Annotated in this window: 20 protein-coding genes; 10 read left to right on the forward strand and 10 right to left on the reverse strand. The window is 64.9% G+C overall.

Going from position 1 to position 17,524, the window contains the following annotated elements; genetic code table 11:
• Positions 1–72: 72 nt before the first annotated feature.
• Together IVB46_RS38630 and mddA are read right to left on the reverse strand one after the other, a co-directional pair.
• Positions 73–495: a GFA family protein gene (locus IVB46_RS38630; RefSeq protein WP_028148676.1), complete on the reverse strand. Its 423-nt coding sequence runs from the start codon at positions 493–495 to the stop codon at positions 73–75.
• A gap of 207 nt (positions 496–702) precedes the next feature.
• The gene (gene mddA / locus IVB46_RS38635) at positions 703–1,491 is read right to left on the reverse strand and encodes a methanethiol S-methyltransferase (RefSeq protein WP_247316280.1); all 789 of its coding nucleotides are present in this window, start codon (positions 1,489–1,491) and stop codon (positions 703–705) included.
• 133 nt (positions 1,492–1,624) lie between these two features.
• Here mddA and IVB46_RS38640 point away from each other — a divergent pair, with 133 nt between their 5' ends.
• Positions 1,625–3,175, forward strand: a complete 1,551-nt coding sequence (locus tag IVB46_RS38640; protein ID WP_247316281.1) for a winged helix-turn-helix domain-containing tetratricopeptide repeat protein — start codon at positions 1,625–1,627, stop codon at positions 3,173–3,175.
• 56 nt (positions 3,176–3,231) lie between these two features.
• Here the strand turns inward: IVB46_RS38640 and IVB46_RS38645 are convergent, their stop codons facing one another.
• From IVB46_RS38645 to IVB46_RS38665, 5 genes are all read right to left on the reverse strand, one after another.
• Positions 3,232–4,476 carry an acyl-CoA dehydrogenase family protein gene (locus tag IVB46_RS38645; protein ID WP_247316282.1) on the reverse strand — a complete coding sequence of 415 codons (1,245 nt, stop codon included), beginning with the start codon at positions 4,474–4,476 and terminating at the stop codon, positions 3,232–3,234.
• 95 nt (positions 4,477–4,571) lie between these two features.
• Entirely contained in the window at positions 4,572–5,504 is a 933-nt protein-coding gene (locus IVB46_RS38650; RefSeq protein ID WP_247316283.1) for a helix-turn-helix domain-containing protein, read from the reverse strand.
• A gap of 193 nt (positions 5,505–5,697) precedes the next feature.
• A complete protein-coding gene (locus tag IVB46_RS38655) occupies positions 5,698–6,267 on the reverse strand; it encodes a DUF2147 domain-containing protein (protein ID WP_247316286.1) in 570 nt (189 codons plus the stop codon).
• A 32-nt stretch (positions 6,268–6,299) separates the two neighbouring features.
• The gene (locus tag IVB46_RS38660) at positions 6,300–6,962 is read right to left on the reverse strand and encodes a DUF3313 domain-containing protein (protein WP_247316288.1); all 663 of its coding nucleotides are present in this window, start codon (positions 6,960–6,962) and stop codon (positions 6,300–6,302) included.
• A gap of 253 nt (positions 6,963–7,215) precedes the next feature.
• Entirely contained in the window at positions 7,216–7,854 is a 639-nt protein-coding gene (locus tag IVB46_RS38665; protein ID WP_247316290.1) for a TetR/AcrR family transcriptional regulator, read from the reverse strand.
• 215 nt (positions 7,855–8,069) lie between these two features.
• On the opposite strand from IVB46_RS38665, the gene IVB46_RS38670 reads away from it, so the two are divergent.
• From IVB46_RS38670 to IVB46_RS38685, 4 genes are all read left to right on the forward strand, one after another.
• Positions 8,070–9,620 (forward strand): ABC transporter substrate-binding protein, encoded by a 1,551-nt coding sequence (locus tag IVB46_RS38670; protein ID WP_247316292.1) that lies wholly within the window; start codon positions 8,070–8,072, stop codon positions 9,618–9,620.
• Positions 9,621–9,741: 121 nt separating this feature from the next.
• Complete coding sequence (locus IVB46_RS38675) at positions 9,742–10,713, forward strand: ABC transporter permease (RefSeq protein ID WP_247316294.1); 972 nt, start codon at positions 9,742–9,744, stop codon at positions 10,711–10,713.
• Positions 10,710–11,549 carry an ABC transporter permease gene (locus tag IVB46_RS38680; RefSeq protein ID WP_208089073.1) on the forward strand — a complete coding sequence of 280 codons (840 nt, stop codon included), beginning with the start codon at positions 10,710–10,712 and terminating at the stop codon, positions 11,547–11,549. The genes IVB46_RS38675 and IVB46_RS38680 overlap by 4 nt, the downstream gene beginning before the upstream one ends.
• 2 nt (positions 11,550–11,551) lie before the next feature.
• Positions 11,552–13,171: an ABC transporter ATP-binding protein gene (locus IVB46_RS38685; RefSeq protein ID WP_247316498.1), complete on the forward strand. Its 1,620-nt coding sequence runs from the start codon at positions 11,552–11,554 to the stop codon at positions 13,169–13,171.
• A gap of 18 nt (positions 13,172–13,189) precedes the next feature.
• Here the strand turns inward: IVB46_RS38685 and IVB46_RS38690 are convergent, their stop codons facing one another.
• Positions 13,190–13,462: a hypothetical protein gene (locus IVB46_RS38690; RefSeq protein WP_085402681.1), complete on the reverse strand. Its 273-nt coding sequence runs from the start codon at positions 13,460–13,462 to the stop codon at positions 13,190–13,192.
• A gap of 417 nt (positions 13,463–13,879) precedes the next feature.
• Here IVB46_RS38690 and IVB46_RS38695 point away from each other — a divergent pair, with 417 nt between their 5' ends.
• From IVB46_RS38695 to IVB46_RS38705, 3 genes are all read left to right on the forward strand, one after another.
• On the forward strand, positions 13,880–14,053 hold the full coding sequence (locus IVB46_RS38695; protein WP_166077088.1) for a hypothetical protein: 174 nt from the start codon (positions 13,880–13,882) through the stop codon (positions 14,051–14,053).
• A complete protein-coding gene (locus IVB46_RS38700) occupies positions 14,050–14,259 on the forward strand; it encodes a hypothetical protein (protein ID WP_208068610.1) in 210 nt (69 codons plus the stop codon). The genes IVB46_RS38695 and IVB46_RS38700 overlap by 4 nt, the downstream gene beginning before the upstream one ends.
• Positions 14,260–14,363: 104 nt before the next feature.
• Positions 14,364–15,299, forward strand: coding sequence for an AEC family transporter (locus IVB46_RS38705; protein WP_063980792.1), 936 nt, complete (start codon positions 14,364–14,366; stop codon positions 15,297–15,299).
• A 30-nt stretch (positions 15,300–15,329) separates the two neighbouring features.
• Here IVB46_RS38705 and IVB46_RS38710 read toward each other — a convergent pair whose 3' ends face one another.
• Together IVB46_RS38710 and IVB46_RS38715 are read right to left on the reverse strand one after the other, a co-directional pair.
• Positions 15,330–15,617 carry a hypothetical protein gene (locus IVB46_RS38710; protein ID WP_071917770.1) on the reverse strand — a complete coding sequence of 96 codons (288 nt, stop codon included), beginning with the start codon at positions 15,615–15,617 and terminating at the stop codon, positions 15,330–15,332.
• A 126-nt stretch (positions 15,618–15,743) separates the two neighbouring features.
• The gene (locus IVB46_RS38715) at positions 15,744–16,085 is read right to left on the reverse strand and encodes a hypothetical protein (RefSeq protein ID WP_247316296.1); all 342 of its coding nucleotides are present in this window, start codon (positions 16,083–16,085) and stop codon (positions 15,744–15,746) included.
• A gap of 120 nt (positions 16,086–16,205) precedes the next feature.
• On the opposite strand from IVB46_RS38715, the gene IVB46_RS38720 reads away from it, so the two are divergent.
• Positions 16,206–16,526: a hypothetical protein gene (locus IVB46_RS38720; RefSeq protein WP_085402600.1), complete on the forward strand. Its 321-nt coding sequence runs from the start codon at positions 16,206–16,208 to the stop codon at positions 16,524–16,526.
• A 224-nt stretch (positions 16,527–16,750) separates the two neighbouring features.
• Complete coding sequence (locus tag IVB46_RS38725) at positions 16,751–17,476, forward strand: outer membrane protein (RefSeq protein WP_247316298.1); 726 nt, start codon at positions 16,751–16,753, stop codon at positions 17,474–17,476.
• Positions 17,477–17,524: the final 48 nt, after the last annotated feature.

A 17,524-nucleotide genomic window follows, 5' to 3' on the forward strand; every position in this document is an offset into this window, starting at 1 on the left:
TAGACCGTCACCCCACCCCGCTCGCGCTTCGCGCGATCGACCCTCCCCCTCCAGGGGAGGGTAAGAGCACCTCTACTCCTGCATCATCTCGCCGCTGCCGCCGAACTCGGCCGGAAAGTCCTTCAGTTTCGGCAGGCCATCGCGCATCGGCAGCACCGTCTCGGCGTAGTTGACGTGAACACCGGGCGTGAATGCGAGCGTGGGGATGGTGGCGGTGAAGACGTCGATCAGGTCGAGCGGCGGGTGGTTGGTCATGAGATGACCGCCGCACTTCTTGCAATATTTGCGCTGGCTGAGCGGCGTCTTGGCGAAGGTCTCGACGTTCTGGGCGCCTTCGGTGATGCGCACGGCTTCCGGCTTCCAGAGGCTGAAGGCATTCACCGGTCCGCCCGACCACGAGCGGCAGGAGCGGCAATGGCAATAGCCCATCGCCGCCGGCTCGCCCGTGACCTCGATCGTGACCGCGCCACAGAAGCAGTTTCCGACATGTTTCATTGGGTCGTCTCCGTTGGATGAAAGTTGAAATTCCTCTCCCCGCTCCGGCTCGCCGATAAACCGGCAAAGGCGGATGCGGGGAGAGGCGTCGGAGCGGAGGGAATCACCCCGAGGGACGTTGAAGGCTGGAGGCCGGCAACGTCCGTTACGCGCTTCGGTTCCGCCGCGCGTCCTCCTTTCGGTGGACGCGGCGGAAAGATGCTACGGCTATACCGACCTGCGCCAGGGAATAAGCATCGACACCCGTTGTTTGTACTGCCGGTATTCGTCGCCGAAGAGATCGACGAGGTCGTGCTCCTCCAGCGCGATGCCGACGAAGATGTAGAGCGTGGTCACGGCCGCGAACAGCAGATGGCCCGCCGTCATGACCGGCGCCGCCCAGAACGCGATGATGAAGCCGAGATAGATCGGATGACGAACGAACTTGTAGAACAACGGCGTCTTGAAGCGCGGCGGCGCCGCCTCATTGCCCACGAGATGGTTGGTCACCTGGTGCAACCCGAACAATTCGAAGTGATTGATGATGAAGGTCGAGGCGAACACCAGCACCCAGCCCGCGAGGGACAGCGTGACCAGCGTCACGGCGAGATCCGGGTTTCCGACATCCCATACGACCGCAGGCATTGGACGCCACTGCCAGAACAGGAGCAGCAATGACAGGCTCGCGAACAGCACGTAGGTCGAACGCTCGACCGGCCTGGGGACGAACTGCGTCCACCACGCCTTGAACTGCTTGCGCGCCATCACGCTGTGCTGAACGGCGAACAGCGTCATCAGCAGTAGATTGATGATGACGGCTTCGGCCGTCGGCGTGTCGGTTCCGGTGTCGATGGTCTTCGGCACCACCAGCCCCATGACGAAGCCGATGGCATAGAGAATGGTGACGAAAAACACGAGATATGCCGCAATTCCGTACAGAAAGCCGATGAATTTGAAAATGCGTGAGCCCGCAACCTCCGGGCTGATGGAATGAAGCTGGTGATCAAGTTGGGTCATAGAACGCTCCGTTGTGCCGAGGCATCGGCACTGTTTAGTGTTCGCACCATGCCGGATCGGACCCCCCCTGACTTTCGCGGACGGTTGATTTTCGCCTGAGACCACTTTGATTTTTGCTTGAGACGACAGAAACGTGCGATTTCTCTTTGAAAACAACGTGCTCGACGGCGACCTGCGGGAACTGACCTGCAGCGGCGCAGCCGTGCCGCTGCAGCCGCAGGTGTTCGATCTGCTGCTTTATCTGGTCGCTCAACGCGCCCGTGTGGTCAGCAAGGATGACCTGATCAGCCAGATCTGGAGCGACCGGATCGTCTCGGATTCCGCCCTGAACAGCCGAATCAATGCCGCGCGCAAGGCGCTTGGCGACGACGGCGCGACGCAGCGGCTGATCAAGACGATCCCGCGCAAGGGCTTTCGCTTCGTCGGCGAAGTCCGGGAAGATGTGGCAGCGACGCTTGCGCCGGTGGAACCCGGCCCTGCCCCGGTGCGCGCCGCGACGGACCGCCCGGCGATCGCGGTGCTCGCCTTCGAGAACATGAGCGGCGATCCCGCGCAGGAATATTTCGGCGACGGGATCAGCGAGGACATTCTCACCGCGCTGTCGAAGCAGCGCTGGTTCATGGTGATCGCCCGCAATTCGTCCTTCACCTACAAGGGGCGCTCGGTCCATATCAGGCAGATCGCCGAGGAGCTCGGCGTCCGCTACATCGTCGAAGGCAGCGTGCGCAAGGTCGACAACCGTGTGCGCATCACCGCGCAGCTCAACGACGCCACCACCGGTAGCCATCTCTGGGCCGAGCGCTACGACCGCGAGCTTGTCGACGTCTTCGGCGTGCAGGACGACATCACCAACGCGATCGTCGCGGCGATCGAGCCGCAGATCCACGCGGCCGAGAATTTTCGCGCCGACCGCAAGCCGCCCGCGAGCCTTGATGCCTGGGACCTGCTGATGCGCGCGCTGTCGCATTACTGGCGGGTGACGCAGCAGGACCACAAGGCTGCGCAGGCATTGCTCGAACGCGCCATTTCGATCGACTCGAACTACGGCCAGGCGCTGTCGGTGCTCGCGGCAAGCCACATGTTCGGCGTCCATCTCGGCTGGGCGGAGCTTGCCACGACGGTGCCGATCGCGGAGGCCGCCGCGCTCGCCGCGGTGCGCCATGACCACGAGGATGCCTGGGCGCATGCCGCGCTCGGCAGCGTCTTCTTCTCGACGCGCAGGCTTTCCGACGCGCTGTCCGAGTTCGAGCAGGCGCTCGCGCTCAACCCGAACTTCTCGCTGGCGCAGGGCTATTACGCCCTGGCGCTGTCCTACGCCGGTCGTTCCGGGGAATCGTTCGATGCGGCGCAGAGGGCGATCCGGCTCTCGCCGCGCGATCCGTCGCTGGCGATCTATTACGGCATTGCCGGCTATGCGCGCTTCACCGAACGGCATTACGACGAGGCGATCGCGCTGGCGCGCGAGGCGATCCGCCATCGCGGCGACCTCACCGGCGCCTACCGCGTGCTCGCGGTGTCCGCCGGCATGACCGGCGACTGCGCGCTGGCCGAGATGGCGCTGGGCGAACTCCGCCGTACCCAGCCCAACATCTCGCTGCACTGGATCGCGACGCAGCTGCCCTGGGCCAGTGACGCCGATCGCGAGCACTATCTGGAGGGGTTCCGGCGTGCGGGGTTGGGGTAGAGAACTCCCTCTCCCCGCAAATGGGCAAAGGGCGGATGCAGATACGACGCGTCGTCTCAGGCTCCTCCGCACGCGGTCAGTGGATCGTAATCGGGCCGCATCAGCATCGCGTGGAGCTGGCGCCGCCGAATGCCCATGTTGCCACCGTCGAAGATCGGCAGCGCCAACGCGTCCTGCAACAAGCGGCCGAACGGCGCCGCGTGATCATAGCTGTCGATGCCGACCACGCGCATCAGGTCGGTGATGACCCGCACCGCGGCTTCGGAGCCGAAGATCTTGGCCTGGACCGCGAGCTCGTCGGCGCCCGGTGATTGCGTATCGAGCGCATGGCAGGCCCGCCAGCTCAGGTAGCGCGCGGCTTCGATAGTGGTCTTGGCATCGGCGAGTGCATAGCCGACCGCCTGATGCTCGATGATCGCCTGTACCCCGCCGCGTTTCTCGGTGCGGGCAAAATGCAATGCGAAGTCGAAGGCGGCCCGCATCAGGGCGACACCGAAGATGCCGACCAGCGCCGCCGTGCCGGTGAAGGCGGCGGACGCCAGCATCAAGCCGCCCCCCTCCTGCCCGAGCAGATTGCCGTGCGGCGCGGTGACGGCACGCAGGCTGAATTCCGGCACGAGGTGAGCGCGGTGGCCGATCGAATCAATGGCGCGTTCGAACACGATGCCATGCACCGGGCCTTCGACCGCAATGATGGAGACACCCTGCTCCGGTGGCGCGGCGGGATTGGTCCGGCACACCACGCACAACACGTCGGCGCCATTGCGATCCCACCCGGTGGCGGACGACACCCATTTTTTGCGGCCGTTGATGATCCAATTGCCGAGCTCGCGTTTTGCGGTGGTGCGCACGCCCTCGCCCGGCGGCGGTGCGGCAGCATTGGCGCTGCCGCCGGGTTCCGAGGAGCAGAAGCCCGCAAGCGGAGCGCCGCTCGTCTTCAGGAACGGTGCAAGCAGGCGGGCGCATTGCTCCGCGGTGCCACCAAGCAGAATTGGCAGCAGACCGAGCACCGTGCCGAGCATGGTCAGCGTCACGCTTGGATTCACGGCGTAGAATTCTTCCGCCAGGATCGCCATGTCGATGAGTCCGGCATTGTCGCCGCCCGCCGGCGCCGGAATGCATTTGCGCAGATAACCGGCAGCGACCATCGCCTCATAGGTCGGCTTCGTCGCGAGGAAGCGCTCTTCCGGCGTCGCCAGCAACTCCGCCTTGCCGGCGCCGGCCAAGACCTCCGCCGCGAATTTTCGCGATTGAAGCTGCAACGCGCGCTGCGCAGGTGAAAGCGTGAAATCAATCGCCATCGAACATCTCCCTCGCTCCGGCAGGTCACCAGGGTGAGCCGAGCGAGGGCGGAAAATCTTGGTCGGCAGCGACCTAATTCTTGGCTGGAGGTGAACTACTCGCCCTTCCCCTTCGTCCTGCGAAATTCGCGCGGGGCGAGGCCGTGGCTGCGCTTGAAGAGGCGGTTGAAGTGCGAGATGTCGGAAAAGCCGGCCTCATACGCGATCGTGGAGATGGTCTTGTGACGATGCTGCGCGTCGAGCAGGTCGCGGGCGCAGATCAGGATCCGCCGATCGCTGACATGCTCGCCGACGGAGCGGCCGGTCGCGACGAACAACCGGTGCACATAGCGCTCCGAGCAGCGGAACTTCCGGGCAAGCAATTCGGCATCGAGACCGGGATCGTCGCTGTGGCGGTCGATATGGTCGAGCATCATCGACAGCAGCACGGGCGCATTCACGCGCGCCACCGGCATTTCACCCAGCATCTCCGGTGCATGCGCGATCAGCTCGACCACATGCGTGCCGCTGCTTGCCGCAACGGCGGGTGCTGCCAGGCAAAGCTCGGCATAGCCTGCGAGCGTGCGCGACAACGCGCGGCCATTTTCCGTCCTCGACAACGCAAGCCGCGGAGAATCCGTAAAGCTCTTTGGCAGGTGCCGCCGCGGCACGGCAAAGCAAAAGAGGCGGAAGTCGCGGCCGTTGGCAATCTCGAACGGCTCGGTCGTATCGGCGACCGCGAGGTCGCCGGGCGCACAGACTTGCTCGTGTCCCCGCTGCGTCGTGCGGCCCAGACCCTCGAGCTGGAGATTGACGAAGCAGAGATCGTCCGTGCTTCGCGCAATATGGGGCCGCAGCCGGAGAACGCAGTGCCCTGTGGCTTTCACCAGCGAAATCTGGACCGACGCAGCGTCGGTACGCGCGATCGAACCTTCGAAGGGACGGTCGGCGATTTTACGCGGCTCGAGCCGGACAAAGGCCGCGGCGAGATCGTCGGCCCAACTGCCGAAGGGCCGATCGGCACGAGAGGGCTTGGCTGACCATTCCATAGGTGCGCCCCCGGAATGAGGAATTCGCGCGTGCAAATTCAGATTGGACGACCCATCGGGACGGAAGGATAGCTTTTGGCGAACAACCGGTCAAATCTCGAAGGCGCGCAATATGCGACCGCCATCACGTCGTCATTGCGAGTGCAGCCGTCGGCGTACCGGAAACCACGTGAATGGTTAGAGAAGCAATCCGCTACCTGGCTTTGGCCTGTATCGGCTTCGGTGCCGGCACGGCGGCCCATTCCTTGTCGGCGCGGGGGCCGTTGAGATCGCCGGTGAGGCCGACGAGCTGGCCGGGCAGCACGTCGAGGGTCTGCTGCCAGGTCTGGGTCTGGCACAGGAACTTGATCAGGCAACCCCTGAGCTTGAGGCGATCGGCGGAGTCGCGCCACAGCGAGACCGAATAGGATTTGCCGTCCTCGGCATTGTAGATCTCGCCGGCAAACTGTCCCTCCGGCGTCGCCTGCAAACCCATGATGAGCTGATGGCCGAGCAGCGCGCGGGCGCGCTTGTCGGGATCGGGATTCTCCTTATCGCTATAAGGCTGGCCGCGCTTGTCGGCCGGCTCCTTCATCCAGACGATGAAGCCGCAGATGCGGTCGCGCGACGGCCCGCAGCGCTCGAGCCTGATGCGCGCGCGGCCGTCCTGGACGAGCCAGGTGCCGCTGGGATCGGGCGGCGCCGCGGCGCCGGCGCGGCCGCCAAACACCATCATCAGGATCGTGACCGCAACGCGCAGCACGAAGCGAAGGACAATGTTCATCAGCGGCACCTTTCGTTGGATGGGTCGCGGCGTCAGTTCAGTTGCGCCATCAGCGCGTCGGCGCCCTTGTCGAGGCCGGCGGTGGCGGCGGCGAGCGCGCCGGCGGTGGCCTTGATGTCGTAGGCAGCCGGGTATTGCTTGCTGACGTAGGCGGAGAGCAGGCGCGCGGTCGCGGCGTCGAAGATCTCGACGCCGTAGATCACCGAGCCGGTCATGGTGCCCTCGCCGTCGCGCGCGGCCTGCACGCCGTTGTAGACGGCGCCGGCGACGTCGAAGCGGGAGAGCGTGCCGAGCACCGGCGTGTTGGCGACGGCGCCGGTGAGTGTCAGCCTGATCCGCAGCGTCTCCGGCCCACGCTCGCGCACCAGCGCGAAGCGGCCGCGCAGACCCTCGGCGAAACGGGTCTGCATGTAGGCGGCAAGCGTCGCCTTGTCCTTGTCGGACATGTCGCCGAACTGGTGATCCCTGCCGCGATACACCACGACCGGTTCGAGGATGACTCTGTTATAGGTGCGCCAGGCGACCGGCGTGGAATAGCGGTAGGGCACGCGGCCGGAGGCGTCCGACTTGTCCGGCGCCATGTAGGCCGAGGACGCCATCCCGGAATACGGCACGGGCGCGACGGTGGCGCAGCCGGCGACGGCTGCGCCAAGCAGCAGCGTTCCCAGACCGCGCAGGGCGATCGAGCGATTCATTCCAGGCTCCTCTAGCGGCTTGCTGCCAAGGCAATGGCGACCGCAGCCGCGTACGGGACCAGACGCGGCTGCGGCGCTCACCGGTGCCAACCCGAGGCTTCGTCCGGGGCCATCTCGGAAGCCTTGGGTCGTCTCAGTGCGGTCATTTATAAAACCGACTGGACGGTTTGTAAAGTTCAGAAATGCAGGCCTGGCACATTTGGCCGCAGGCGCGGCTTTGGGCAGCGATCGGCGGGAAATCGTTAACGAGGAATCAGGCGCGCTTGCGCGGCGTTGCGGCCTTCGCCGCCGATGGCGCGCGGGATTTGGCGGTGCCTTTGGCGGCCGGCCGTTCGAGGCCGGTCCACTGCGCGTCGTCGAGCAGGCGCGCGAACAGCCGCTGATGCTCGTCCTTGCTGAGCGGCGACATGCCGAACAACGAGCTCAGCAGCAGTCCCATCGCGCCGGCCCAGCGCAGCATCGCGAGATCGGGATCAGTGGCCTCTTCCCTGATCGCCGCCATCCTCTCCATCTCGCGCTCGCGCGGCAGCGCCATCAGGCTGGGATTCTCGACCATGGCCGCAACCAGCGCCAGCGCGGCAGAATTCGGCGAGGTGGCCGCTTCGCGCACGGTCGCGAGCTGGGTCGCCAGATTGGGATTCGCGGAGGTCGCGCTCACCTTTGCCATGGTGCTGGTGGCGAACTCCTCGAAATGCGCCATCTGCCGGTCGAGCAACGCCTTCAGCACCGCTTCCTTGGTGCGGAACTGATGCATCACGCCGCCCTTGCTGAGTCCGCTCTCGCGCGCGATCGCATCCAGCGTCAGCCGGCCCGGCCCGTCGCGCGCGATGATCGCGATGGCCGCTTCGAGTGCGGCGTTACGGGATCGTTCGGAGCGGCTGGCATTGTCCATGGCCGACTTGTCTCCGTGACAAGACAATGAATCAAGTGAAAACAGGACGCGCTGTACATTTTTTGTGCGAACACTGTCGAGACTTTCATCTTGCGGCCCCGAATGAGACTGTGTGAGCCTCGATACCGGATGGGGACTGGGATGGGCCGGCCGGAGCTTTGCGCGCCATGACGTGCGAAGCGTTCTCGGCCGGTCTCGCTTGAGAAAGATACGACATGCCAAAACGAGTGTTGCTTGGTGCCCTCCTGGCTTGCGGCCTCACGGCCTCGGCGCTGGCGCAAGAGCCGAGGACGGGGGGCGTGATCAACGCCGTGATCCAGCCCGAGCCGCCCGGCCTGATGCTTGCGCAGGTCCAGAACGGCCCGACTCAAATGGTCTCGGGCAACATCTTCGAGGGCCTGCTGCGCTACAGCCCCAAGCTCGAGCCGCTGCCGGAGCTTGCCGAAAGCTGGAGCGTCAGCGAGGACGCCAAGACCTACACCTTCAAGCTCAAGAAGGGCGTGACCTGGCATGACGGCAAGCCCTTCACCGCCGCCGACGTCCTGTTCTCGATGGAGATGCTGAAGCAGACGCATGCGCGTGCCCGCACCAATCTGGCGCAGGTCGACAAGATCGAGACGCCGGACGACTATACGGTGGTGTTCACGCTGAAGCAGCCGTTCGGACCGTTCCTCGGCATCTTCGAGGTCGGCTCGATGCCGATGGTGCCGAAGCATCTCTATGAAGGCACCGACTGGAAGACCAACCCCTACAACAACGCGCCGGTCGGCACCGGCCCCTTCATGTTCAAGGAGTGGCAGAAGGGCTCGTTCATCCGCTTGGTCAAGAACCCGAACTACCACGAAAAGGGCAAGCCCTATCTCGACGAGATCTACTGGCAGATCATTCCCGACGCCGCCGCGCGCTCGGTGGCGTACGAGACCGGCAAGGTCGACGTGCTGCCCGGCGGCTCGGTCGAGAATTTCGACGTGCCGCGGCTGTCCAAGCTGAAGGACACCTGCGTCACCGGCGCCGGCTGGGAGTTCTTCTCGCCGCTGGCCTGGCTGTGGCTCAACAACCGCCAGGGTCCGCTCGCCGACAAGCGGGTGCGGCAGGCGATCATGTTCGCGATCGACCGCGACTTCGCCAAGGACGTGATCTGGAACGGGCTCGGCAAGGTCGCGACCGGCCCGTCCGCCTCGACCATCAAGTACTACACCGACGACGTGTCGAAGTACCCTTACGATCCCGCCAAGGCCAAGGCGCTCCTGAAGGAAGCCGGCTACAAGGGCGAGAAGATCCGCCTGCTGCCGCTCGCCTATGGCGAGACCTGGCAGCGCTGGGGTGAAGCCGTGAAGCAGAACCTCCAGGACGTCGGCATGAACATCGAGACGATCGCCACCGACGTTGCCGGCGGCAACCAGAAGATCGGCGACTGGGACTACGACATCGCCTTCACCTATCTCTACCAGTATGGCGATCCCGCGCTCGGCGTCGGCCGCAATTATATCTCCAGCAACATCGCCAAGGGGCAGGTCTTCAACAACGTCGAGGGCTACTCCAACCCGGAGATCGACAAGCTCTTCGCCGACGGCGCGACCGCGACGCCGGACTCGAAGCGCAAGGAGATCTACGAGAAGGCGCAAAAAATCCTGGTCGAGGACGTGCCGGTGGCCTGGATGCTGGAATTGCAATTCCCGACCATCACCCGCTGCAAGGTCAAGAACCTGATCACCACGGGCATCGGGGTCAATGACGGCTTCAAGGACGCATGGCTGGACAAGTGATGGCTGCCCTCTTCACCTCTCCCCGCATCCGCCTTCGCCGAGGCTTCGGCGGACAAGAGCGGGGCGAGGGAGCCCACCGTCACCGTGGTTCCAGGTCACGCTACAAGATATGACTCTCTAGATGCTCTCCTTCGTCGCTCAGCGTATCGTGAAGGGCGTGATCGTCCTGCTTGCGATCGTCGTCCTCAATTTCTTCCTGATCCGGCTTGCGCCCGGCGACCCCGCGGTCGTGATGGCGGGCGAGGCCGGTGCCAGTGACCAGGTCTTCGTCAAGCAGCTCCGGGAAAAGTTCGGCCTCGACAAGCCGCTGCCGGAGCAGCTCTTCATCTACGTCAAGGGCGTCGTCACGCTCGACCTCGGCTTCTCCTTCCGCCAGCAGGCGCCGGTCGTGAAGCTGATCGGCGAGCGGCTGCCAGCGACGCTGCTGCTGACACTGACCGCATTCGCGATCTCGCTCATGCTCGGCGTTCTCTTCGGCACCTTCGCCGCGCGCTTTGCCGGAACCTTCCTCGACACGGCCATCACCGTGTTCGCGCTGATCTTCTACGCCATGCCGATCTTCTGGGTGGCGCTGATGGGAATCCTCCTGTTCTCGGTCACCATGGATTGGCTGCCGAGCTTCGGTTACGAGACGGTCGGCGCCAACCTCACCGGCCTTGCCCACGCAGTCGACGTCGCAAAGCACCTGATCATGCCGGCGATGACGCTCGGCCTGTTCTTCATGGCTACCTACACCCGCATGACGCGCGCTTCGATGCTGGAAGTGAAACGCCTCGACTTCGTCAAGACCGCGCGCGCAAAGGGCCTCTCCGACGCCGTGATCCAGCGCCGCCACGTGCTGCGCAACGCGCTGCTGCCGGTCGTGACGCTGGCCGGTGTCCATTCCGGCACGCTGATCGGCGGCGCCGTCATCACCGAGACCGTGTTCGCATGGCCCGGCATCGGGCGTCTGATGTACGACGCGCTGCTCCAGCGCGACTACAACCTCCTGCTCGGCGTCTTCGTGATCTGCTCCGCCATGGTGCTGATCTTCAACCTCATCACCGACCTCGTCTACCGACTGGTCGACCCGCGCATCGAATTCGCCTCATGAAACAGTTCTGGAAATCGATGCTGAAGAGCCCGAGCGGCGTCGTCGGGCTCGTCATCCTTGTCCTTGCGATCTCGATCGCGGTGTTCGGGCCGATGCTGTTCCCGAATTCACCCTGGCGCATGGTGCAGCGGCCGTTCCTGCCGCCCTTCACGCTCTCGACCGTGCCGCTCGGCACCGACGCGCTCGGCCGCGACGTGTTCGCCGGCATGATCTTTGGCGCGCGCGTCTCGCTGCTGGTGGGTCTCGTCTCCACGCTGGTCGCGCTGGTCGTCGGCGTTCCCATTGGCGCCATGGCCGGCTATTTCGGCGGCAAGGTCGACGACGCCCTGATGCGCTTCACCGAGTTCTTCCAGACCATTCCGAGCTTCGCGCTCGCGATCGTGCTGGTCGCGATCCTCCAGCCCTCGATCTACTCGATCGTGACCTCGATCGCGGTGGTGAGCTGGCCGCCGGTCGCCCGCCTCGTGCGTGGCGAGGTGCTGTCGCTGCGCACGCGCGAATATGTCCAGGCCGCCGTCGTCACCGGCCAGAGCAACACCTGGATCATCCTGCGCGAGATTCTGCCGAACGCGCTGTCGCCGGTGATCGTGCTGGCTTCGCTGATGGTGGCGACCGCCATCCTGTTGGAATCCTCGCTGGCATTCCTCGGGCTCGGCGATCCCAATCTGATCTCCTGGGGCTACATGGTCGGCGCCGGCCGCACCGTGATCCGCCAGGCCTGGTGGATCACCGTGTTTCCCGGCGTCGCCATCCTGATCTCGGTGCTCGGGCTGAACCTGATCGGCGAAGGCCTCAACGACGCGCTCAATCCGCGCCTGTCGCGGGAGGGGCGCTGATGATGACCGCCCCGCCCGCCGTCTCGATCAAGAATCTGCGGATTGCGCTGCCCAAGGGCGCCGAGCGTCCGTTCGCGGTCGACGGCGTTTCGCTGGATTTGCGGCCCGGCAAGATCGTCTGCGTCGTCGGCGAATCCGGCTCCGGCAAGTCGATGTGCGCGCATGCGCTGATGGGCCTGTTGCCTGATACGGTCACCGTCACCTCCGGCGAGATCCAGTTCGAAGGCCGCGACCTGCTCAAGCTCGACGACGACGGCTGGCGCGATCTGCGCGGCCGCCGGCTCGCGATGATTTTTCAGGAGCCGATGACCGCGCTCAATCCGTTGATGCGGATCGGCGACCAGATGGCCGAGATGTTCGAGGCCCACGGCCTGCTCACGCCGAAGGAGCGGCGTGCCAAGGCGTTGTCGCTGGCGCGCGAGGTCGGCCTGCCCGACCCCGAGCGCATTGTCCGCGCCTATCCGCACCAGCTCTCCGGCGGCCAGCGCCAGCGCGCCATGATCGCGATGGCGCTCGCGCTCGAGCCCGCAGTGCTGGTCGCGGACGAACCGACCACCGCGCTCGACGTCACCACGCAGGCGCAGATCCTGAAACTGATCCGCAACCTCCAGCGCAACCGCAACATGGCAGTGATGTTCATCACCCATGATTTCGGCGTGGTCGCCGACATCGCCGACCAGGTCGTGGTGCTCCGGCATGGCAAGGTCGTCGAGGAAGGCCCCGCTAGCTCCGTCTTCAACAATCCGCAGCACGACTACACCAAGGCGCTGCTCGCCGCCGTGCCGTCGATGGACCCGCCGGCGCGCGAGCCGCTCGATGACCAGGCCAGGGCCGTCGAGGTGATCGGGCTGGACAAGACCTACGTCACATCAGGCGGCTGGTTTCGCGAGGACCGCCGCGTCGATGCCGCGCGCGAAGTCAACTTCAGCATTCTCAAGGGCGAGACGCTCGGCCTCGTCGGCGAATCCGGCTCCGGCAAATCGTCGGTAGCGCGTCTGGTGATGCGACTGATCGAAGCCGACCGCGGCACGGTGCGGATCGGCGAGACCGATCTCACTTCGCTGTCGGGCAGGGCGCTGCGCGCCGAGCGCCATCGCATCCAGATGATCTTTCAGGACCCGTTCGCCTCGCTCAATCCGCGCCGCAAGGTCGGGCACATCATCGCCGACGGTCCGATCGCAGCCGGCATCGATCCGAAAGTGGCGTTCGACCGCGCCCGCGATCTCCTCAAGATGGTCGGGCTGGACACCGGAGCGCTCGACCGCTACCCGCATGAATTCTCCGGCGGCCAGCGTCAGCGCATCGGCATCGCGCGCGCGCTCGCGCTCGAACCGGAAATCATCGTCGCCGACGAAGCCGTCTCCGCGCTCGACGTCTCCGTGCAGGCGCAGGTGCTGCGACTGCTCGAGGACCTCAAGGCACGCCTCGGCCTCTCGATGCTGTTCATCACCCACGATCTGCGCGTCGCCGCGCAAATCTGCGACCGCATCGCGGTGATGCAACGCGGCGTCATCGTCGAGTTGAAGCCGACCGCGCAACTGTTCGCCGCGCCGGAGCACGCCTATACGCGCGAGCTGCTGGCGGCGGTGCCGGGCCGCAAGGAGCGCGCGCCGGCGGCGTGAGGCGGCCGATCGCGGTTGCTACTTGGCCGGAGGGTTGGTGTTCCTCCAGGTCGGGACTGAGTTGGTCACGCCGACCGATGGTTGATTGGACGTTCCGATCGACGGCGCAGTGACGGTCCCGACGGTCTGTCCGGAGCTTCCATAAGTTGTGCCTTGCGTTGCTGGCGCTCCGGAAAGACCGCCCGTGTTGCCTTGGGTGCCCGCCGCAGACGTCTGCGCGCCTGCAGCGAATGGCGATGCCGCAAATCCGACGGCGATAAGTACCGCAATCGAGCGTCTCGTTCTTGTCATGGCTAATCCTTTCGGGCGCGGTGTCTCAGTCGCGTCGGCCGTTCGCTCGTCGAACCAGTCGTGCACTGAGCAATCTTACAACTCCACGCGCGTAAAAATGTGCCGCAATACGATCACACTGCAGGGCCTGACGCTCCATCACGATGGCGCGACGAGCAGCTCCAGCCGAACAGGGGCGCACTCCCAGCCCCTTGGCTCGCCGCTGCGCCGCCGTGCCGGGACACAAGCAGCGCGCGCCGGCAACGTCAGGCCAGCTCATGGCTAAGGTATTCCGCTCCTCTTCACGCAACGGAACACTCACGGGCTTTTTATCCCTCGTGACCGCCCGCACAGATGCGAAACAGAGGCCGGCACCCCAGATTCGCATGGAATGATTTCCATCATCTGATGATGGATTCCCGATCCATTGGAGCCGATATGGGCCAGGTTATTCAGTTTATCTCGAAATCCGAGCGCGAGCGCGTTCGCCTCATTCAGGAGGCACGCGCGATCTACGACAGCATTTTTCCGCCGGCTGATCCGAGCGGCGAGCCGCAGGGCAAGACGACGATCGGCCGCGCGGCCAACGGCGACGCAGGAAATCTGGCGTGATCAAGATCATCGCGGTGCTCTGCAGCCTCTCCTCTCCGGCGAATTGTCACGAGCAGATCGTCACCACGTCGGACCTCGCCAACGTCTCGATGCAGTCCTGCCTGATGGGCGCGCCGCAGCTCGCCGAATGGATGAACCAGCATCCGGCCGAACGCCTGGCTGGATGGCGCTGCGTGTTCGGTCAACAGACCGGCAGGGGCGCCTGAGGCCACAGGCCGTCTGGTCGAGGACGGCGCCATCCAGTTGAACCGAGACGAGCATGCATCGCCAGGCTAGAATGGCGACGCTGCTTGGCAGAGGGGGACGCCGGATGGAGGTCGCCAGCCTCGTTCTTCCCGTGTTCGCAATCATCGTCACCGGCTGGCTTGCCGGCGAACTCGGTTATCTCTCCCGCTCGCTTGCGGACGCGCTGGTGCATTTTGCCTACAACGTGGCGATGCCGGCGCTGCTGATCGTCACGATCGCCCAGGAGCCGGCGCGCAACCTGCTGGAATGGCGCTTCCTGCTCGCGTTCGGCGGCGGCTCCCTCCTCTGCTTCGCGCTGGTCTTCCTGGCGGTCCGTGCGGACGGCAAGCACGACCTCGCCAGCAGCACGATCCATGGCATGGCGGCGGCCATGACCAATACCGGCTTCGTGGCGCTCCCGATCCTGCACGCGATCTACGGCCAGCCCGCCGTCTTGCCCGCCGCGGTGGCGACGGTGTTCGTCGCCGGCGTGATGTTTCCGCTCACGGTCATCCTGCTGGAAAGGGACGTGCGCAGCCCTGCGCATTCCGCCGGGCTGGTGAAGCAGATCCTGCTCAATCCGATGGTGCTGTCGACGCTGATCGGTCTCGTCTGGGCGATCACGGGCTTGCCGATTCCGGCGCCCGTCGCGGCCTATCTGAACATCATTGCCGCCGCGCTCACGCCCTGCGCACTGTTTGCCATCGGGCTTGGCCTGTCGGTCGACGGCCTGCGATCCAACCTGAAAGCATCGTTCGCGCTCGCGACCGTGAAGCTGGTGGTGATGCCGCTGATCGTCTACGGACTTTGCGTGGTCACTGGCCTCAACCCGCTCTACACGGTCGCCGCCGTCATATGCGCGGCCGTGCCGACGGCGAAGACCGTCTATGTGCTGGCGCACGAGCACAAGGTCGAGGAGAAGCTGGTCGCGGCCACCGTCTCGGTCACGACGATGCTGTCGGTCGCGACATTGCTGGTCGCGCTCTACCTGCTCTCAGGCCTCGCGCCGGGTGTGCGTTGACAGTCGCCGGCGCGCCTGGCGGCGTGTTCTCTATCTCGTGGTGTTGCTCCAGGTCGGCACCGAATTGGTCACGCCGACCGACGGCCAATTGTACGATCCGATCGAGGGCGCCGTGACCGTCCCGACCGTCTGTCCGGACGACCCGTAGGAGGTCCTGGGCTGCGCGACCGGCAATGCGGCGGCGCCGTAGGTCGGGGCCACCACGCCCGTGCTGTAGTGATGCCGGCTCGGCCGGGCCTTCTTCGCTTCGGCTGCGAAGGGCGCGGCAAGCAGTCCGACGGTGATGAGTGCGGCAATGGCGGGTTTGATGCTTGTCATGGCGGTTCCCTTCATTGGCTGCGAGCCCAGTGTGCGATGTGTTCATTCAACGCAAGATTTCCATAGGCATCCGTTCATAACTTCGTGCACGCCCGAATGTGCCTGACCCAGACACCGCTGCCGTGGTCATCGTCGCTTCGGACGACATGCCTTGCGGCCATGTCGCTCCTTGACTGTCGCGACAGAGTGCATCAGCGCCTTGAAGGCGACGATCGCCGGATCGTCAGCGAGCGCGTGGTCGGGCTGCGACTCCAGATGCTCGACCACGGCCAGCAGCGCGTCCGCGATCTGTCCGATCTGCTTGCCGTAACCGGCGACATCCGACAGCACGTCCTTCTCGACATCTGGCGCCGAGGATTGCCCCACCGTGATGTTGACGAGACCGAACTGGCCGCCGGTGGGACTGAAGAACGACGGATAAATGGACTGGACGACATCCCCCGACAGGGGCAGCTTGAACACAGGCATGCGATTTCGCCTCGCTGACGCTCGACCGGCATGGACACACTATCACGACCACTCGCCTTCGGATGGACCCGAATCAGCGCTAGTGCATTGCCTTCAGCGACTTCCCTGGACGCAAGCAGCATGACCGGCCCCGAACTGAAGCAGCTCCGCAATGACCTTTCCGATGCCCTCGAGCGCAAGCTCACCGCGGCCGACATGGCCAAGCTTTGCGGACTGCCGGAGAAGGGCGGCGCCGATACCATCCGGCGCTGGGAGGTCAGTGGCCCGACGCCGTCCGCGACCAAGGTGCTGCGCGTGCTCGCGATGGCGAGCGAGCGCTATCCGATCATGGAGAAGTTCGACGTCTTCGATCGCCACGACGTACGCGAGGAAGACCGGCCTGCAAGGCGCGCGGCCTTCCGCCAGCAGATGCGCGATGAGGCGCGGCGGCGTCTTGGTTAACGAGAGACGCGCGCAAGTTACCCGAGACTTGCGACGTTAAGCCTTCCTTCACCACTTCTTAAGCCGCCATTAAGCACGAAAATCATTTACAGCCCAATAAGTTAGGTTGGCTGTCGCTGTGCCACGGATGTGACAGCATTTTCGTCAAAAGCGAGCTATCTGCAAAACCAACGACGGCGCGGACAGCGCGCCTGCCGGGGACCAAAGTGCTGGAGTTCAAGACGATGAAGAAGATTTTGTTTGCGACCGTTGCGCTGCTCGTGGTGGGCGCTGTCGCGCCGGCCGTCGGCGCCGATCTCGGCAACCGCAACTACTACAAGGCGCCCGCGCCGGCCTATGCCGCGCCGATCTACAATTGGACGGGCTTCTATGTCGGCGGCCATGTCGGCGGCGCGTTCTCCAGCGACAACAATTTCAACGGCCTCTCCACCGGCAACAACGGCAACGGCCGTTTCCTCGGCGGCGTGCAGGTCGGTGCTGACTGGCAGTTCAACCCGAACTTCTTGGTCGGCGTCGAAGGCCAGTATTCCTGGCTCTCCGGCAGCGTCGGCGCGGCGTTCCCGGGCGGCGTCGCCTACAGCAACGACCAGCGTGGCCTCGGCTCGATCACCGGCCGCGTCGGCTACACCTGGGGTCCGGGCCTGCTTTACGTGAAGGGCGGCTACGCCTATTCGGACAACAACGAGAAGGTGACGATTGGCGGCGTGCCGACCGGCTTCATCATCGATGGCGATCACCGCAACGGCTACACCGTCGGCGCTGGCCTCGAATACATGTTCGCCCCGAACTGGTCGGCCAAGGCCGAGTACCAGTACTACAATTTCGGCGACGCCCACTTCACCGCGGGCCCGCTGGTGGGCACCGGCAACTTCACGACCGACGACCACACCTTCAAGGCGGGCGTCAACTACCGCTTCAACTGGGCCAATTCGGCGGTCGCGCGCTACTGATCGCGCCTCCAAAAAATCTCTTCGCAATCAAGGGCCGGCAATTCTGCC

The sequence above is a fragment of the Bradyrhizobium sp. 61 genome (assembly GCF_023073075.1).
GTDB classification, from domain to species: Bacteria; Pseudomonadota; Alphaproteobacteria; order Rhizobiales; family Xanthobacteraceae; genus Bradyrhizobium; species Bradyrhizobium barranii.

What these genes read in the sequence shown, in the direction of transcription:
- IVB46_RS38630 (WP_028148676.1), bottom strand. Translation starts at nt 495, where the DNA reads ATGAAACATGTCGGAAACTGCTTCTGTGGCGCGGTCACGATCGAGGTC.
- IVB46_RS38660 (WP_247316288.1), bottom strand. Translation starts at nt 6,962, where the DNA reads ATGAATCGCTCGATCGCCCTGCGCGGTCTGGGAACGCTGCTGCTTGGC.
- IVB46_RS38680 (WP_208089073.1), top strand. Translation starts at nt 10,710, where the DNA reads ATGAAACAGTTCTGGAAATCGATGCTGAAGAGCCCGAGCGGCGTCGTC.
- IVB46_RS38675 (WP_247316294.1), top strand. Translation starts at nt 9,742, where the DNA reads ATGCTCTCCTTCGTCGCTCAGCGTATCGTGAAGGGCGTGATCGTCCTG.
- mddA (WP_247316280.1), bottom strand. Translation starts at nt 1,491, where the DNA reads ATGACCCAACTTGATCACCAGCTTCATTCCATCAGCCCGGAGGTTGCG.
- IVB46_RS38710 (WP_071917770.1), bottom strand. Translation starts at nt 15,617, where the DNA reads ATGACAAGCATCAAACCCGCCATTGCCGCACTCATCACCGTCGGACTG.
- IVB46_RS38665 (WP_247316290.1), bottom strand. Translation starts at nt 7,854, where the DNA reads ATGGACAATGCCAGCCGCTCCGAACGATCCCGTAACGCCGCACTCGAA.
- IVB46_RS38645 (WP_247316282.1), bottom strand. Translation starts at nt 4,476, where the DNA reads ATGGCGATTGATTTCACGCTTTCACCTGCGCAGCGCGCGTTGCAGCTT.
- IVB46_RS38650 (WP_247316283.1), bottom strand. Translation starts at nt 5,504, where the DNA reads ATGGAATGGTCAGCCAAGCCCTCTCGTGCCGATCGGCCCTTCGGCAGT.
- IVB46_RS38720 (WP_085402600.1), top strand. Translation starts at nt 16,206, where the DNA reads ATGACCGGCCCCGAACTGAAGCAGCTCCGCAATGACCTTTCCGATGCC.
- IVB46_RS38655 (WP_247316286.1), bottom strand. Translation starts at nt 6,267, where the DNA reads ATGAACATTGTCCTTCGCTTCGTGCTGCGCGTTGCGGTCACGATCCTG.
- IVB46_RS38705 (WP_063980792.1), top strand. Translation starts at nt 14,364, where the DNA reads ATGGAGGTCGCCAGCCTCGTTCTTCCCGTGTTCGCAATCATCGTCACC.
- IVB46_RS38690 (WP_085402681.1), bottom strand. Translation starts at nt 13,462, where the DNA reads ATGACAAGAACGAGACGCTCGATTGCGGTACTTATCGCCGTCGGATTT.
- IVB46_RS38715 (WP_247316296.1), bottom strand. Translation starts at nt 16,085, where the DNA reads ATGCCTGTGTTCAAGCTGCCCCTGTCGGGGGATGTCGTCCAGTCCATT.
- IVB46_RS38695 (WP_166077088.1), top strand. Translation starts at nt 13,880, where the DNA reads ATGGGCCAGGTTATTCAGTTTATCTCGAAATCCGAGCGCGAGCGCGTT.
- IVB46_RS38685 (WP_247316498.1), top strand. Translation starts at nt 11,552, where the DNA reads ATGACCGCCCCGCCCGCCGTCTCGATCAAGAATCTGCGGATTGCGCTG.
- IVB46_RS38670 (WP_247316292.1), top strand. Translation starts at nt 8,070, where the DNA reads ATGCCAAAACGAGTGTTGCTTGGTGCCCTCCTGGCTTGCGGCCTCACG.
- IVB46_RS38725 (WP_247316298.1), top strand. Translation starts at nt 16,751, where the DNA reads ATGAAGAAGATTTTGTTTGCGACCGTTGCGCTGCTCGTGGTGGGCGCT.